Source organism: Pseudoselenomonas caprae, assembly GCF_008271345.1.
GTDB classification, from domain to species: Bacteria; Bacillota; Negativicutes; order Selenomonadales; family Selenomonadaceae; genus Selenomonas_A; species Selenomonas_A caprae.
This window is the reverse complement of record NZ_VTOZ01000031.1, coordinates 21,059-36,599: the sequence shown is the minus strand read 5'-3', so window position 1 is coordinate 36,599 and position 15,541 is coordinate 21,059. Positions and strand designations below refer to the sequence as shown.

The 15,541-nt window shown below is 52.7% G+C and carries 13 protein-coding genes; 1 reads left to right on the top strand and 12 read right to left on the bottom strand.

Annotated elements, in window-relative coordinates; translation table 11 throughout:
* Nucleotides 1-23: 23 nt before the first annotated feature.
* The 11 genes from FZ041_RS12350 to FZ041_RS12300 all read right to left on the bottom strand — a co-directional run bounded on the left by FZ041_RS12350 (nucleotide 24) and on the right by FZ041_RS12300 (nucleotide 11,673).
* Nucleotides 24-902 carry an aldose 1-epimerase family protein gene (locus FZ041_RS12350; protein WP_149189776.1) on the bottom strand — a complete coding sequence of 293 codons (879 nt, stop codon included), beginning with the start codon at nucleotides 900-902 and terminating at the stop codon, nucleotides 24-26.
* 38 nt (nucleotides 903-940) lie between these two features.
* Entirely contained in the window at nucleotides 941-1,900 is a 960-nt protein-coding gene (locus FZ041_RS12345; protein ID WP_075444162.1) for an L-lactate dehydrogenase, read from the bottom strand.
* A gap of 162 nt (nucleotides 1,901-2,062) precedes the next feature.
* Nucleotides 2,063-3,010 (bottom strand): transketolase family protein, encoded by a 948-nt coding sequence (locus tag FZ041_RS12340; protein ID WP_149189775.1) that lies wholly within the window; start codon nucleotides 3,008-3,010, stop codon nucleotides 2,063-2,065.
* Nucleotides 3,011-3,013: 3 nt separating this feature from the next.
* Nucleotides 3,014-3,856, bottom strand: a complete 843-nt coding sequence (locus FZ041_RS12335; protein WP_222931167.1) for a transketolase — start codon at nucleotides 3,854-3,856, stop codon at nucleotides 3,014-3,016.
* 17 nt (nucleotides 3,857-3,873) lie between these two features.
* On the bottom strand, nucleotides 3,874-5,148 hold the full coding sequence (gene ulaA / locus FZ041_RS12330; RefSeq protein ID WP_075444171.1) for a PTS ascorbate transporter subunit IIC: 1,275 nt from the start codon (nucleotides 5,146-5,148) through the stop codon (nucleotides 3,874-3,876).
* Between the two features lie 37 nt (nucleotides 5,149-5,185).
* Nucleotides 5,186-5,467 (bottom strand): PTS sugar transporter subunit IIB, encoded by a 282-nt coding sequence (locus FZ041_RS12325; RefSeq protein WP_075430070.1) that lies wholly within the window; start codon nucleotides 5,465-5,467, stop codon nucleotides 5,186-5,188.
* The gene (locus FZ041_RS12320; protein WP_149189773.1) at nucleotides 5,464-5,913 is read right to left on the bottom strand and encodes a PTS sugar transporter subunit IIA; all 450 of its coding nucleotides are present in this window, start codon (nucleotides 5,911-5,913) and stop codon (nucleotides 5,464-5,466) included. Before FZ041_RS12320 ends, FZ041_RS12325 begins: the two co-directional genes overlap by 4 nt.
* A 136-nt stretch (nucleotides 5,914-6,049) precedes the next feature.
* Complete coding sequence (locus FZ041_RS12315; protein WP_149189772.1) at nucleotides 6,050-8,062, bottom strand: BglG family transcription antiterminator; 2,013 nt, start codon at nucleotides 8,060-8,062, stop codon at nucleotides 6,050-6,052.
* 113 nt (nucleotides 8,063-8,175) lie between these two features.
* Nucleotides 8,176-9,171, bottom strand: a complete 996-nt coding sequence (locus FZ041_RS12310) for a Gfo/Idh/MocA family protein (RefSeq protein WP_149189771.1) — start codon at nucleotides 9,169-9,171, stop codon at nucleotides 8,176-8,178.
* Nucleotides 9,172-9,189: 18 nt separating this feature from the next.
* Nucleotides 9,190-10,236, bottom strand: coding sequence for a Gfo/Idh/MocA family oxidoreductase (locus tag FZ041_RS12305; protein ID WP_149189770.1), 1,047 nt, complete (start codon nucleotides 10,234-10,236; stop codon nucleotides 9,190-9,192).
* Nucleotides 10,237-10,323: 87 nt separating this feature from the next.
* Nucleotides 10,324-11,673, bottom strand: coding sequence for an MATE family efflux transporter (locus FZ041_RS12300; protein ID WP_222931165.1), 1,350 nt, complete (start codon nucleotides 11,671-11,673; stop codon nucleotides 10,324-10,326).
* 203 nt (nucleotides 11,674-11,876) lie between these two features.
* Here FZ041_RS12300 and FZ041_RS12295 point away from each other — a divergent pair, with 203 nt between their 5' ends.
* Nucleotides 11,877-12,485, top strand: a complete 609-nt coding sequence (locus FZ041_RS12295) for a hypothetical protein (protein WP_255449401.1) — start codon at nucleotides 11,877-11,879, stop codon at nucleotides 12,483-12,485.
* 8 nt (nucleotides 12,486-12,493) lie between these two features.
* Here FZ041_RS12295 and FZ041_RS12290 read toward each other — a convergent pair whose 3' ends face one another.
* Nucleotides 12,494-15,538 carry a type I restriction endonuclease subunit R gene (locus FZ041_RS12290; protein ID WP_149189769.1) on the bottom strand — a complete coding sequence of 1,015 codons (3,045 nt, stop codon included), beginning with the start codon at nucleotides 15,536-15,538 and terminating at the stop codon, nucleotides 12,494-12,496.
* Nucleotides 15,539-15,541: the final 3 nt, after the last annotated feature.

Genomic DNA, 15,541 nt, shown 5'->3' with positions numbered 1-15,541 from the left:
CGTATGTCTACCTATTAATTTACTCAGCCAATCGCAATCGTATAGCTGAATTTCTTTTCTTCGCCTGGTGCGAGCTCTTCGCTGCCTTCGCGGTCTTTGAAGTCTCCGGCAAAGTCCACATAGTCGGCATGTCCATGCCACGGTTCGATGCAGAGGAACGGTGCGCCGCCTTTGTCCGGCGTCCAGTAGCCCCAGTAGGGGAAGCCCTTGGCTTCGACCGTCAGGCTCTTTTCACTCTTCGTCGAGCGCAGGCTGACTTGCGTGGATTTCTGCCCGGCATAGGCCAGGGCATCGTTGCGGAACATTTCATAGTTCAACGGCAGTTTCGTGCCCTTGACGGCCATGTTGCCGTATTCACGCTGGAACTGTCCCTTGCTGTCAAGCGGCAGGTTCCGCATATCCTCGGCCTCATTGAACGCAAGGTAATAGTCCTCGAATTTCTCCCCCGGCACGATGGGGCAGCGGAAAGCGCCATGCGCACCAATCGAGAATACCATATGCTTCTCGTCAAGGTTCCTGACGCGCCAGATTACCTTGATCTTGTTTTCCTCCAGCTCATAGCTTACATAAAGCGCAAACTTCCACGGATAAACCTTGAGGGTATCCTCTGTCCATTCCAGCGCAAATTCGATGCTGTCCTGCTGCCGCGATACGAGCTCAAAGTCAGAGATGCGGCCAAAGCCATGGCCTGGCAGTTCGTATTCGGTGCCGCTCACACGGTATTTGCCATCACGCAGCTTGCCGACAATCGGAAACAGTACTGGCGAGCTGTACTTCCACCATTCCGGATTGCCATCCCAAAGATATTCGGTCTCGTCTGCCCGCTCCTTGATAGAGCGCAGTTCTGCGCCATGGCTGCGTACCAATACGCAAAGTGTTTCATTTTCCAGTGTATAGAGCATCTGTCAAACTCCCCTCGCTATGAAAAATTGCGCCTGCGTCAGCTGATTACACCATTGGCCCGCAGGACAGCTTTGACACTGTCCGCACTCTTATGCAGCAACTCCTCTTCCTCAGCCGGCAGCGGCAGCGGGATGCGTTTGAGTACACCATCCTTGCCAATCACACTCGGCAGGGACAGCGACACATCCTCGATGCCATACTCGCCGCCAAGCGGCGTCGAAACAGTCAGTACCGCATGTTCATCGTAGAGCACAGCCTTGGCCAGACGGCAGGCGCCCATCGCAATACCTGTATTCGTCCAACCCTTCGATTTTAGCACATCATAAGCCGTATTGACAACTTCACCTGCCACAACCTCACGGTCAAAGTCCGTCTCATGATCGTAGAACATATCGAGTTTTTCCAGCGGCACACCGCCAATGCTGACCGTGCTCCAAGCCGGGAAGGCAGAGTTGCCATGCTCGCCGAGCATATACCCCTGGACATCCGTCGGATCGACATGGTAATGCGCGCCAAGGATGCTCTTGAAACGCATGGTCTCCAGCGTCGTACCCGTGCCGAATACCTTGCCTGCCGGATAGCCAAACTCCGTTGCCGCCACATGCGTCGTGACATCGAGCGGATTCGTAATCATGATGAAAACCGCATCGCGCGTATACTTCGTTACCTCGCCCATGACATCACGGATAACGGCTATATTCTCCTTGGCCAGCGTCAAGCGATCCATGACACCGCCCGGCAGGATGCTCGGGCCTGCCGCGCAAATGATGACATCGGCATCGCGGCATTCCTCAAAACCGCCCGAATATACATGGACATTCGGCGTCAAAGCACAGGCAATCGAATGCGTCGCATCGACAGCCTCGCCGTGCGCCACCTCCGGTTTGATATCAATGCAGACAATCTCCGCTGCCAGCTGGCAGGCAATCGCCCGTGCGAGCACCGCCGAGCCAACATGTCCAAGTCCAATGATTGCTAATTTGTGTGGTTTTAACATAATTACACATCTCCTTTGTCACTCATTTTAGCACAATTTACACTATATGGAAACATGTCTACCTTAAAAAATCAAACCTTTTCAAATATTGCTTGCAAAAGCAAAAATAATCCCCATCGCTGTATTATGCGATAGGGATTATTTTCTTGTTTGTAATTCAAATCAGCCCTTACGAGCAACAAACTGTTGTGCTTTGGCTGCAATGCTTTCTGCTGTCAGTCCATGCTCGGCGAGTAATTCTTCCGCTGCGGCTGAATGACCGAAGCAATCCCGGACACCGATGCGGCATACCGGCACAGGACACGTTTCTGCCACAGTTGCACAGACAGCTTCGCCAAGACCGCCGATGATGTTATGTTCCTCAACGGTAAGGATTGCACCGCAATCCTTAGCTGCCTGCCGGACGCATTCTTCGTCCAGCGGCTTGATAGTCGCCATATTGATGACGCGGGCCTCGATGCCTGCTGCCGCCAGTTTTTCTGCAGCCTTTACCGCCTCTGGCACCAGTATGCCCGTAGCAATCAAGGCCACATCGCTGCCTTCGCGCAGGATTTCGCCCTTGCCGATGGTAATCTCTGCATTCTCGTCATGGAATACGGGCACACCGAGACGGCCAAACCGCAAATATACCGGCCCCTCAAGTTCATACGCCGCCGCCAGCAGCTTGCGCGCCTCAACATCATCGGACGGACAAAGCACTGTCATACCCGGGATACTGCGCATCAGCGCAAAATCCTCGCAGCACTGATGAGTCGCTCCATCAGCTCCTACAGAAATACCTGCATGGGTCGCGCAAATCTTGACATTGAGGTGCGGATACCCGATGCCGTTGCGCACCTGCTCAAAAGCACGGCCAGCGGCAAACATGGCAAACGTGGACACAAAGGGAACAAGACCCATCGATGATAGACCAGCAGCGGCACTCATCATATTGCCCTCAGCTATGCCGCAGTCGAAAAAGCGATCCGGGAACTCTTTCTTGAACATGCCCGAGCGCGTCGCCCCTGCCAAATCGGCATCCATGACCACGATCTCCTTATGCTGTCTGCCAAGTTCCACCAGGGCACGGCCAAAACTGTCACGCGTTGCAATCTTCTTCTGTTCTGCCATGCCTCATCCCTCCTTCAACTGCTGGCGGATGGCCGCCAGATCACGCAGCCCCTGCGCCAATTCTTCATCATTCGGTGCTTTGCCATGCCAGCCCGGATTGTTTTCCATAAAGCTTACACCTTTGCCCTTGACCGTCTTCATCAGGATAACCGTTGGCCGGCCGCTGCCCTGATTTTCGTGGAAACGGGCAAAGCCCTTGGCGATTTCTGCAAAGTCATGTCCATCGACCGTGATAGCATCGAAGCCGAACGCCGCAAATTTCGCATCAAGCGGCGCAGTGTTCATGACTTCAGCCGTCGTGCCGTCAATCTGCAAACCGTTGACATCAACGGCCACGCAAAGATTATCGAGCTTATAGTGAGCTGCGTAGAGCGCTGCCTCCCAGACCTCGCCTTCTGCACATTCGCCATCTCCCAAAAGCACATGGACGCTGAGCGGCTTACCGAGCACTTTTGCCCCCTTGGCCATGCCGACAGCTGCACCGATGCCCTGCCCCAGCGATCCTGAAGACATATCGATACCCGGCGTATCGTTCATATTGGGATGGCCCTGCAGATGCGATGTCGGCTTGCGCAAGGTCAGAAGATCTTCCACCGGAAAATAGCCCTTATGTGCCAGCACCGCATAGAGTGCGGGCACGACATGCCCCTTCGACAATACGAAACGATCGCGGTCTTCCCAACAGGGTTCGTCCGGACGGACGTTCATTTCCCGATTATAGAGCCAGACCAGATAATCGGTGGCCGAAAGGCTGCCACCTGGATGGCCATTGCCAGCTGCATGGGTCATGCGCAGGATATCCTCGCGTACCGTAACCGCCAGTTCCGGCAGATTCTGTACTTCCATCATAATTCACCGCTCCATTATTTAATCAGATTGATAACATTGCCAAGGATTGTGCCGACGACGCAGAAATCCGCATCGCTGAACGTCGTATTGGCAAAACCGAGGTTGCCAAGTACCGGCATCAACAGAATCGGCAGGAACGTAATCAGCAAGCCATGTGCCATAGCACCAAAGATGCAGCCGCGCAGGCCGCCCGTTGCGTTACCGAATACACCAGCCGTAGCACCGCAGAAGAAATGCGGGACAACACTCGGCAGGATGATTGGCAGCCACGGCATCGACGTGCCCATCATAAGCAGGATGCCCATGCCGATAACGCCACCGACAAAGCTCGACAGGAAGCCAATAAGTACGGCATTCGGAGCGAACGGGAATACAACCGGGCAGTCGATTGCCGGTTTAGCATTCGGAACCAGCGTCGTAGCAATACCCGTGAAAGCCGGCACGATTTCTGCCAGGATCAGGCGGACACCGGCGAGGATGACATAAACACCGCCAGCAAACGTGATTGCCTGCAGGATGGAGAATACGAGGAAGTTCTGGCCGCCACTGAGCTCTTTTTCTACATATTCTGGGCCGCAAGCAAGAGCGACAATCAAAAACAGCACGAGCATGACAAGCGAAATAGCCAGCGACGAGTCACGCAGGAACGCAAGGCCCTGCGGGAAATTGATATCTTCCGTGCTCTGCTCTTTGTTGCCCAGCAATTTGCCGACATAGGCAGCAAATACATAGCCCACCGTACCGAAATGACCAAACGCTACATCATCGCTGCCCGAAATCTTTTTCATGACCGGATGGGCAATAGCCGGGAATACCGCCATGACAAGACCGAGGATGACTGCGCCGACAGCGACCAGCGTTGCGCCCTCAAAGCCGCCGACCGTCAGGATAATGCCAATCATGCAAGCCATGTAAAGCGTATGATGACCAGTCAGGAAAATGAACTTGAGCGGTGTGAAGCGCGCGATGAGAACATTGGCCACCATACCAAAAGCCATAATGAGTGCTGTCTGTGTGCCATAAGTCTCCAGCGCCATACCGACAATGGCTTCATTGTGCGGAACGACACCCGTAATGCCAAAACCATACTGGAACATCGTGCCAAAATGGCCCAAGGCCGTAACGGCAAGGCCAGCGCCACCGCCGAGGATCAAAACGCCCATAACCGTCTTGATTGATCCCTTGAGTACATCCGAAATCCCCTTCTTCTGTACCACAAGACCGATAAAGGAAACCAAACCGATGAGTATTGCCGGTACACTTAAAATATCAAGAATAAATTTTAACACCGTAAATCCCCCTTTTTATTCAGTTAGGATAGCTTTGTCATCCCTGTGACACCTTTTCAACAGCTGCTGTGATTTTTTCCTTGAGCTCCTGCTTGTCAATCATGTTATTGAGCGAAACGACCTCACCGCCCAAGCCGACAAGCTGCGTAGCAATGTCACGCGTACCGACATAGATATCGGACTTATTGCCGGCAGCCGACGAAAGATCGCAATGCGTAACCTCCGCCTCAACACCAAGCTCCTTGAGTACATTCTTGATGTTCATCTCAATCATGAATGAACTGCCAAGACCGCTGCCACAACATACGAGAATCTTCATTTTCCTTCGTCTCCTTTCAAGATTGCCATAGCCTCCCCGACCGATCGAGCGGCCAGGAAATTATCCAAACACTCCGGTACCATAAGGAAATCCGTAAGTGCTTCTAACATTTTGAGATGTTTCGTCTCATCCGGCGTTGCCAGCGTAATGACCAGCCGCACAGGATCATTATGCGCACTGCCGAACTCAACCGGTTCACGCAGCGTCATAAGCGTAAGCCCCACACCATGTGCCCCGCACTCGGGACGCGCATGGGCCAGCATGATGCCCGGTGCAATGACCATATATGGCATTGCCCGATGGTTCGCCTTGATGGCCTCCACATACGCAGGTTCGATGATGCCCCGCTGCAAGAGCGGCTGTGCGCCGCGCATAACGGCATCCTCCCAATCCTTGCAGGATTCTCCGAGCAGAATGTCTTCTTCTCCAACGAAATCCTCCAGCATGCCATCACTCTCCTTTCTATACCCTGTGGCTGCCTCCCTGCAGCCTGTGTTTCATCTACGCCTTCATTATACGAATGAAAACCGGCCGCAACAAGAACAAAAGCTTGCACAATACTTGTGCAAGCTTTTGCATTTCTTATGCTTTTGTCAGGAACTGCTGCAGCTGCTGCCGCATCGACACGGCATCCGGACAGGTACGCAGCGCCTGCAGCATATACTCACTGTTGAACACACGCCAAAGATCCGATAGTAGCGGCAGATGTGCTTTCTCGCTTGTGGTCGAGAACGCAAACAGCATATCGACCGGCCGTTTGTCATCACTGAAGAATACAGGCTGCTTGAGCCGCAGGAAGCTTACTGCTACCTTGCGCGCACCATCCTCGATATGCGCATGCGGCATGGCTACGCCATCACAGACGACAATATACGGGCCAATGTTGCGCACGACACGGACCATCTGCCGGACATAATGCTCCGTCACCGCGCCCTCGGCCAGCAGCAGATTCCCCGCCTGCGTAACGGCGGTCTCCCAATCACCGGCCTCGCCATCGAGCCGGATGCACGGCTCCTGCAGCAGCTCCACGAGACCGCTTTCTTTCGCTGCCGTCTGTCCTGGCAATGGCTCTGACATATACTTTTTATGATAGAAATAACGGATTTGTCCCTCGATGACCTGAATGCCTGCATCAGTAAGGATCGGCGACACGCGCAATACCGCCATCCCCGGCGGTACCTTCTGTATGTCGACAGTGCTTATGATGATATCGACATGCTCCATATCCGCAGCACTCAGGCGATATAACGATACGGTCTTGACGATCTGGATATACGGCAGATTATTGCGCAGCGTCATAGCCAGCAGATTGGCTGTACCGATGCCATTGCCACAGACGAGCAGCACAGACAGCTGCTTCTTGCGCTGCAAGTTGCGCCGCTCGACCGCCGCCCCCAGATGGATAGTCAGGTAGCCGATTTCATCCTCGGAAAAAGCTATGCCCATATGCTCCGTGATTTTCGCCGCCGCACGGTTGGCAATATCATAAAGCGACGTATACTGCTCCTTGATGCTGCCGAGCAAAGGATTCGTCAGCATAATGCCAAAATGCGCCCGCTCGATAGCTGGCTGCAAATGCAGCGCCAGATTATAGAGAAGCTCATCGTCGTCAAGATAGAAGTCTCCGAGCCACACCTGCGCATACTCGATGAACCGCCGTGCCAAATCCACGGCCTCAACATTGACATCCTTGGGCTGACGCTGCTGGTCCCCTCCTGGCAGGAAGAATATACGGCTATGCAGCAGCTCCCGGACAAGATACTGTACCTCACCTGGCTGGCGGAAGCCACGCTGCAGCGCATCAAGCGACTGGGCGATTTCGCCTGCGAGCCGCTTTAGTTGCTCGCCCTCATCGGACAAGAACCCCAGCGGTGCCTGATAGCTCATATCATGCCCCTGCTGCAGCCGTTTGAACTGCACGAGCAAGGCGCAAATCATGCGGTTGGCCGAGGAATCATTTTCGAGTATCCCACGCTGTTCCATCAGCTCCAAAAAGAAATGGGCAATCTGCTCGACAGGCAGATCCTGCACATAATCGCGGAACAATTCCTGCCCGGCCGGACAAGGCGCTGCCATATCAAAATGACCGCGGAAATCATAGCTTGCCCGGTTGAAAATATGGATGAGCATATCGCGGCACGCCTGTTCATCGCCATGCGCCCAAATCCCCAGCCCGCGCTTCGAGTCGTAGACGAGATTGCGCTTTTCCAAGGTTTCCTGCACATCTTTGAGATCCGCCAGCAATGTCGTGCGGCTGATGGCGAGCATCTCCGCGAGCCCGTCAATGGAGCATTTCTGCTCGCCAAGCAGCGCCAGGATGATGCGGTCCTGCCGCTCCTTGCGTCCCCATACATGCTGCTCCGCATGAAGAGTACCTGCTTCATCGGCGCGTTCCAGCCACATGCCATACCGCGGCTTACGGCAAAGCGTCAGCCCCTGCTCCGAAAGCTCGTCCTCGATTTCCTTGAGATCATAGTGCACCGTACGCACCGAGACCTGCAGCAGCTTAGCCAGCTGATCTATCGTAATCGGCAAGTCCTGTGAAGTCCCCGCCAGCGCTTTTTCCAGCCTCCGTCTGCGTTCATTCGCCTCCACTTCATCGCCCCCTCACACTTTATCCATAATATCTAAAGTATAAAGTGGGCGCCAAAAGAAGACAAGTACAATTCTTTGCAGACAGTCTGTGCAATATTCCGACAATATCCCGATCAGCCATCACAGCCAAAGACGATGCCCGCCTGCTTGCGGGCCTCCTCAGCTGTTGCCATCACCGCGGCCGAAATAGCCAAGCCCGAAAGCATAGCTTCTTCGTCACCTGCCGCATAGATGCGGGCAAATTCCTGGAATTCATGCACCATGCGGTGTCCGTAGCGATTGAGCGCATAGCGCGTCGTCTGGCCGGAGCCATGCAGATGCACCTCAAACTCCTTGAGTTCATTGGGTGCTCCCAGAACGCGCAGCCAGCCCTTCTCCCCCTGAATGGTCACAAAGCAGGGACTTTCGGTATCCTTGGCTCCCAATGCCGTAGCGAAAAAGCCCGGATACCGCATCAGCACCACGCCCGAAGTATCGATACCATTGAAGCCAATATTCGGCATATAGGTCACCTGCTCCGGCCTGCCAAACAGGCCGATGATAAAATTCAAGTTGTAGATATTGATATCGTAGAGCGCGCCGCCCGAAAGCTGCGGATCGAAAGCTGGCAGCACTTCCCCCTGCAAGTATTTATCGTAACGGCTCGAATACTGCGAGTAGTTCGCCGTAACGGCGCGGATAGCCCCGAGATCTGGCAAAGCCTTGCGGATGGCCGTAAAGTTTGGCATATGAAGCAGGCTCACGGCCTCAAACACATAGCGATGCTTCGCGCGTGCCAATGCGCAAAGCTCCTGGACCTCAGCTGCCGTCGAGGCAAATGGCTTTTCAACGATGACATTCTTGCCAGCCAGCAGCGCTTTCTTCGTGTATTCATAGTGCACACTATTGATAAGGCCGACATAGACAAACTCGATGCCGGGATTAGCCAGCAACGCTTCATAATCTGTATAGACCTGCGATATGCCATAGCGAGCTGCCAGCTGCTCCGCCTTGCCTTGGCTCTTGGGCCGGGCAAAAATGGCCACAATATCGATTCCGTCCGCCTGTTGTATGGCTGGCAAAGCCCCCTCTTGTACGATTTTTCCTGTCCCAAGGATTGCCAGTTTCATCTTCTCACACCTCCCCTATCACATAGCCGCCAGCAAAGATTTACCCGCCTGCTCAAGAATACGCATCTGCGCCATTGTCTGTTCCTCCGTCACGAGGGGCGGCGCACCATGCACGATAGTCTCATAGAGTGCATCATAGTAGCGCGCATAATCGCCGCGCATCGACGGTACCTTTTCCTCATGGTAGCCGCCCTGCTCGTCATAATACGTCAACGTACCGTAATGTTCCGGCAAATCGATGCCAAAATCGTCATGCCCCTTGGGCAGATAGAACTTCTTGAGATCTGCCTCCTGCCGGTCCTCCGTCTGCTTGATGAACACGCCGCGATGGCCGTAGACCGCAAAGCTTGGCCGCGGCTTGACGCGGAAATAACTTGACTTGACCGAAACCTTGAGATTGCGCGCCCCATAGTCAAAATCCAAATCGAAATAATCATTCATGCGCCCCGCGCCCAAGAGCTGCCGCACATCGCTATGAACCGCATCGGGCTCGCCAAAGAACGAGAGCACCTGATCGACCGTATGGCAGGCATGGGTATAAAGAAAAGCCTCTTCCCGGCTAAAGCTTTCCGCACGCTCTGGTACCTCCGGACGGTAATAGTCGTAATGCATATTGACCTCATACAGCTCGCCGAGCTTGCCCGAAGCAATGACCTGCTGCACCGTAAGGAAATCACTGTCAAAGCGGCGGTTCTGATAACACTGCACCATAAGCCCCTTCGCACGGGCCAGGGCAAAGATTTCCTCAGCCTCTGCCGTGCTTACGGCAAAGGGTTTCTCGACCACACAATGCTTGCCAGCTGCAAGTACCTGCCGCGCCAATTCCACATGACTGCCAGCCGGTGTACTTAGGACAACAGCCTGGATTTCGGGATCCTGCAGCAGCGCATCGATATCTTCTGTATAATGAACACCATCAATAGCCGGCCATATGTCATGGCGCACGCGGCGCTGATAGATGGTCTTGACCCGGATTTTCTCCGGCCGGTTCAGCACAAACGGCAGATGATAGCGGTTCGTGCTCTTGCCATTGCCAATGAATCCAATCACAAGCTGTTTTTCCATGCGAATCCCTCCGAATCACGTACAAATAAACGGTTTCACGCTCGTATTATATCATACCCTGCATGACAAGATATATAAAAAAGGCCATCACACACGGATGACCTTGATATTTTTGCGATAGAATCCATAAATGCCAGCCAATAGCGCAGCGGTAATCGTCCAGCTGATGGGATAACAGACCATGATGTTGCGGAATGTCGGCTTGGCGGCAAAGACCGTATAAATCCAAACGATACGGACACCGCAGACCGTCGCAAGCATCAAGAGAGCTGGCGGCAAAGAGTAGCCATAGCCACGCATGGCGCCTGAAAAGCCTTCGATGAACACGCAGACTGCATAGAACCCGACAATATAGAATACGCGGATGCGGCCGATCTCGATGATGGACGCCACATCGTTGAAGAACGCCAGCAGATGGTCTGCCAGCAGGCAAGCCGATCCCGACAGCAGCACAATTACTACCATGCCGACCTGCATGCCGACACGCGTGACCTGACGGCAGCGCGGCAGATTGCCGGCACCATAGTTCTGGCTCACGAAGGTCGTGATGGACTGGCCGAACGCAATCAAGAATACATAGATATTGATTTCGATGATGAATGCTGCCGCAGAAGCCGCCATGACCTCGGCACCCAGGCTGTTGATGGCTGCCTGGATCACAAGGTTCGACAGCGAGAACACCATGCCCTGGATGCCTGCCGGCAAGCCAATGCGCAGGATTTCCCGCGCATATGGCCCAATCATGCGGATTGCTCCTGGCTCAATGCGGATGATGCCATGCTCATGGCAGAGACTATGATAAAGCATCCAAGCACTCACATAGTTCGCCAGCGAGGTAGCCGCGGCCACACCAGCAATGCCCCAATCCAGCAACAGTACCGCTGCGAGGTTGCCCACTATATTGAGCAGGCTCGCCACCGCCAGCGCTTTGAGCGGCGTCTGCGTATCGCCCCGGCTGCGATAGATGGCCGACTCGAAGTTGTAAAGACCGATAGCCGGCATCCCCAGGAGATAGATGCGCAGATACAGTGCCGCGGGCTCCATGACCTCATCGGGAACTGCCAGCGCCCGCAGCATCGGCTCAGCCATAAGCTCCCCTGCCACTGCTACGGCAAAACCTAGAATCAATGCCAGCAAAAACGACGTATGCACAGCGCGCGTCGTCTCCTTTAGATTATGCGCGCCGATAAACCGCGCAATCACGACATTTGCTCCCAGCGACACGCCCATGAACAGATTGACGAGCAAGCCGATAATCGGGGAATTATTGCCGACAGCAGCCAGCGCATTCGTACCGACATACTGCCCTAGCACCAGCACATCCGCCGTGTTGAATAGCTGCTGCAGAATGCCCGTCAAAGCCAATGGCAGCGCAAACAAAAACATCGGCCCCGCAATCGGCCCATGCAGCATATCAATCGTATGATTCACTTTCATTTTCCAGATACCTTCTTAGTTACAGAATCCCAAATTCTTCCATCGTATCTGACATTATATACCCAACCGACCGCCTTCTGTCAACAATTTATCTCCAGCTGGCTGTCAGGAGACCATTGACCAGTCAAAAAGTGCTTATCAAATCCTGTCATCCTGCCGATAGTATCAGTGGATATGATTTTCTTAGAAGTGGAGGTAATACCATGGATATTCAGATCCGTAATCTGCCTGATCCTGCTGGCCAGGCTCCCGCTCCGAGCAGTCTGTCCGCTGCCGCCGCCAGCGAGTCCTTCCGGGACATCCTGAGCGAATTTGCCGTGACAGAAGCGGAGACCTCGCCGCCTCCTGCCGCGCCGCTTGCCGACCTGGCCTTTGCCCAGCCCTCGGCCAGCCAGGATACTGTGGATAGTATCAAGGCGCAGACCCAGGACAATCTAAGCTGGCAGGCCTATTACACATCCGGCGGTCATTTCCAGCTTGGCGAACGCTTCACCATGCCTCATGTCCTCCCGAGCCACGAGGAAGCTGTCCGTGCCATCGGCCCCGGCGGGCCCTATTCTGTCGAGGCGGTCAGCAACTGCATCCTCAGCATGGCCGCCCATGTCGCGCAGGGAAATCCCGAAAAGATTGCCGAAATCCGGCAGGAAATCGAGAAAGCCGTCGCCATCTTCCGCCGTGATTATCAAGCAGCAACCAAAGAGAAAGACCTGCCCCAAATCTGCCTGGCCACCTACGATGCCATCATGACCGGCCTCGACAAGCTCCAGGCAGAATACACCCAAAACAACGAAGCAGCCGCACAGACTGCCTGACAATAACATTATTTCTGAAACTCATGAAACATAACGGACGCCAACGCATTCATGATAGCATGGTAACGTTCCGATTCCTGAAACATTCTCGTGAATGTTTCCGTGCTTTCGATGTAGGCATTTTGTGCCGTCTCATCAAAAATTCCCGGAAATACGTTTTTCATGAACATCTGCTGCCCATTGTTTTGGGCAGCTTTTTTCAGTTTCTTGTTATTCTTTAGCTTTTCATAGAGAACAGTAGCTACTACGCGGTCGCCTTCCTCGAATTGCCCGGCGAACTGTTCGTTGATTTTGGCGATGACCTCTTCGAGCGGACTTAGGGTTTCTTCCTGTTTGACTGGTTTTTTCGGCCTAGCAGGTCCAAACTCACCTTTTTCTTCCTTTACCAATTCAATGGAACCCGCAAAGGTTTTCTGCAGATTATAGAATTCCAGACGCACGCGATTGTTCAAATCAAACGGCGTTGCCGGGTCACTGGGCAGAACCTTTGCCAGATAGGAACAGAAGATATACTCCTGATGCAGAGGCTTATCGAACATCCGCGTAATCTGCGTGATGTAGGCGTACCATTTCACGAAGGTACGGCAAAGCTTGCGGAATTGATAGCGTTGCTCCTGATTCAGGTCATTGTACTTGTGCTGTACTGGCAACAGCGTATTGGTTATGGCAGCCTGTGTCCGGTTGTTCTTGCGGGCATTCTCATCGAAATAGATTTGATTGACATTTTCGATGTCATTTTCGTCATAAATCTTATATTCATGGAGCATCTTCTGCACCTTGTAGATGGTATCCGTATTGATTTCCTGCTCCAAGTATGTCTCCTGATAGAATGGCTGGAATGCTTCCAATATTTCATCCTTCGTGTTGACGAAATCCAAAATAAAGGTGTCTTCCTTATCCGGATGACAGCGATTCAAGCGGGATAAGGTCTGAACCGCTTTTACGCCACGCAGCTTCTTATCGACAATCATCGTATGCAGCAGAGGTTCATCAAAGCCGGTCTGGTATTTCTCCGCCACGATGAGGATATTGCCTTCGTCATGGAATACCTGCTTAGTCTGTGCTTCGGATACGGTGTTGCCTTCGGCATCCACGTTCATATTGCTTTCCTTATATTCCCTGCCACTTGAATCATCCGGGTCTATGATGCTGCCGGAAAAGGCAATGAGGATTTCTACATCATCATAATGATTCGTGGCAAGATACCGCTTGATTTCATGGAAGTAGCGGACAGCTGCCAAACGCGAAGCGGTAACGACCATCATCTTGCCTTTGCCCTTGAGCTTTTTCTTCGTGACATCCCGGAAGGTTTCCACAATGATGGCAGCCTTCTGCTGGATATTATACGGATGCAACTCACTGAACCTTTTTATCATCTTCAAGGCTTTGGATTGAGGTACATCGGGATTGTCGTCTACGTTTTTAGCTAACTGATAGCAGGTCTTGTAGGTCGTATAGTTCTGCAGCACATCGAGGATAAAGCCCTCCTCGATAGCCTGTCGCATGGAATATATATGGAAAGGATGGAAGGAACCATCGGTATATTCGGTGCCGAACATCTCCAAGGTTTTCTGCTTGGGCGTAGCGGTAAAGGCAAAGAAGGAAAGGTTTTGATGACGCCCATGGGCAATCATCTCACGAACCATACGGTCTTCGGAATCCAGAAGTTCTTCCTCTGCCTTCCCCTCGATTTCCGCATATTCTTTCAATGCGTCCGAAGTATCCGCCAAAGCCACTTTCATCTTCATTGCTGAGCTGCCGGTCTGAGAAGAATGTGCTTCATCGACGATGATGGCAAAGCGCTTCCCTGTCATGTCGTTGACTTCTTCGTAGATGACCGGGAATTTCTGCAGGGTCGTAACAATGATGCGCTTGCCGGCGTTAATGGCACGTTTTAAATCCTGGGAAGTCTTTTTCTCACCGATGGTTTCGACGCTACCAAGGGTGTGGTCAAAGCCTGTGACGGTATCCTGCAGTTGGGCGTCAAGGTTGCGGCGATCCGTTACGATGACAACGGAGGTAAAGATTGGTTCATTGTCTGCATTATGGAGCGATGCCAGACGATAGGCTGTCCAGGCGATGGAATTCGATTTTCCCGAGCCTGCCGAATGCTGAACCAGATAATTACGACCCGAACCATACTCACGAACATCGAAAATCAGTTTGCGGACAACATCCAGCTGATGGAAGCGGGGGAAAATGAGTTTCTTCTTGATAACATTGACCAGCTTTCCATTTTGTTTGATTTTCTCCTGCGTAACCTGATAGCTTATGAATTTCTGCAGGATATCGAGCATACTGTCTTTTTGCAGGACAGTTTTCCAAAGATAGCTGGTGACATAATCATTGTCCGCAGTCTGGGGATTTCCTTTGCCACCATCAGCGCCGGGGCCATTGCTGCCCTGGTTAAATGGCAGGAAGAAGGTCTTATCGCCATTCAAGGTCGTAGTCATCGCGGCTTCGTAAAGGTCTACCGCAAAGAAAGCCAGGATACGGTGATTCAAGCGGAAAGCCGGTTCCCGAAAGTCACGGTCATACATCCATTGCGCCATGCCATTGTCGATGCTCTGTCCCGTCAGCTGATTTTTCAGCTCAATGGCAATCACGGGGATACCATTGACTGCCAGCATCATATCCACGCTATTCTTGTTCTTATCCGTATAATGCCATTGACGGATACATTGGCAAATGTTCTGCTGATAATGCTTGACTGCCTGCTCATTGAGGGTGGATTCCGGCTTGAAATAGCATACCTTAAAATCCATGCCACGATGCCGAAAGCCATGACGAAGAACAGAAATGAGTCCATCCGCCAAAACTGCATCCTCAAAGCATTTGTAGAACTTGCGTAACGGATCAGAATTACACTGACGTTCGAAACGCTGCCACATAATCGGCTGCGTTTTTTTGACAAATTTCACCAGCATCGCAATGTCCAATGCCATATCGATAGAATTCCGATAGCCAGAATCATCTGCTGGCTCATAGCCGCCTTCTGGCGATATCAAAAACTTTTCGATGTTTGCTTCAAACTGTTTTTCATTTTCTGCCAATGA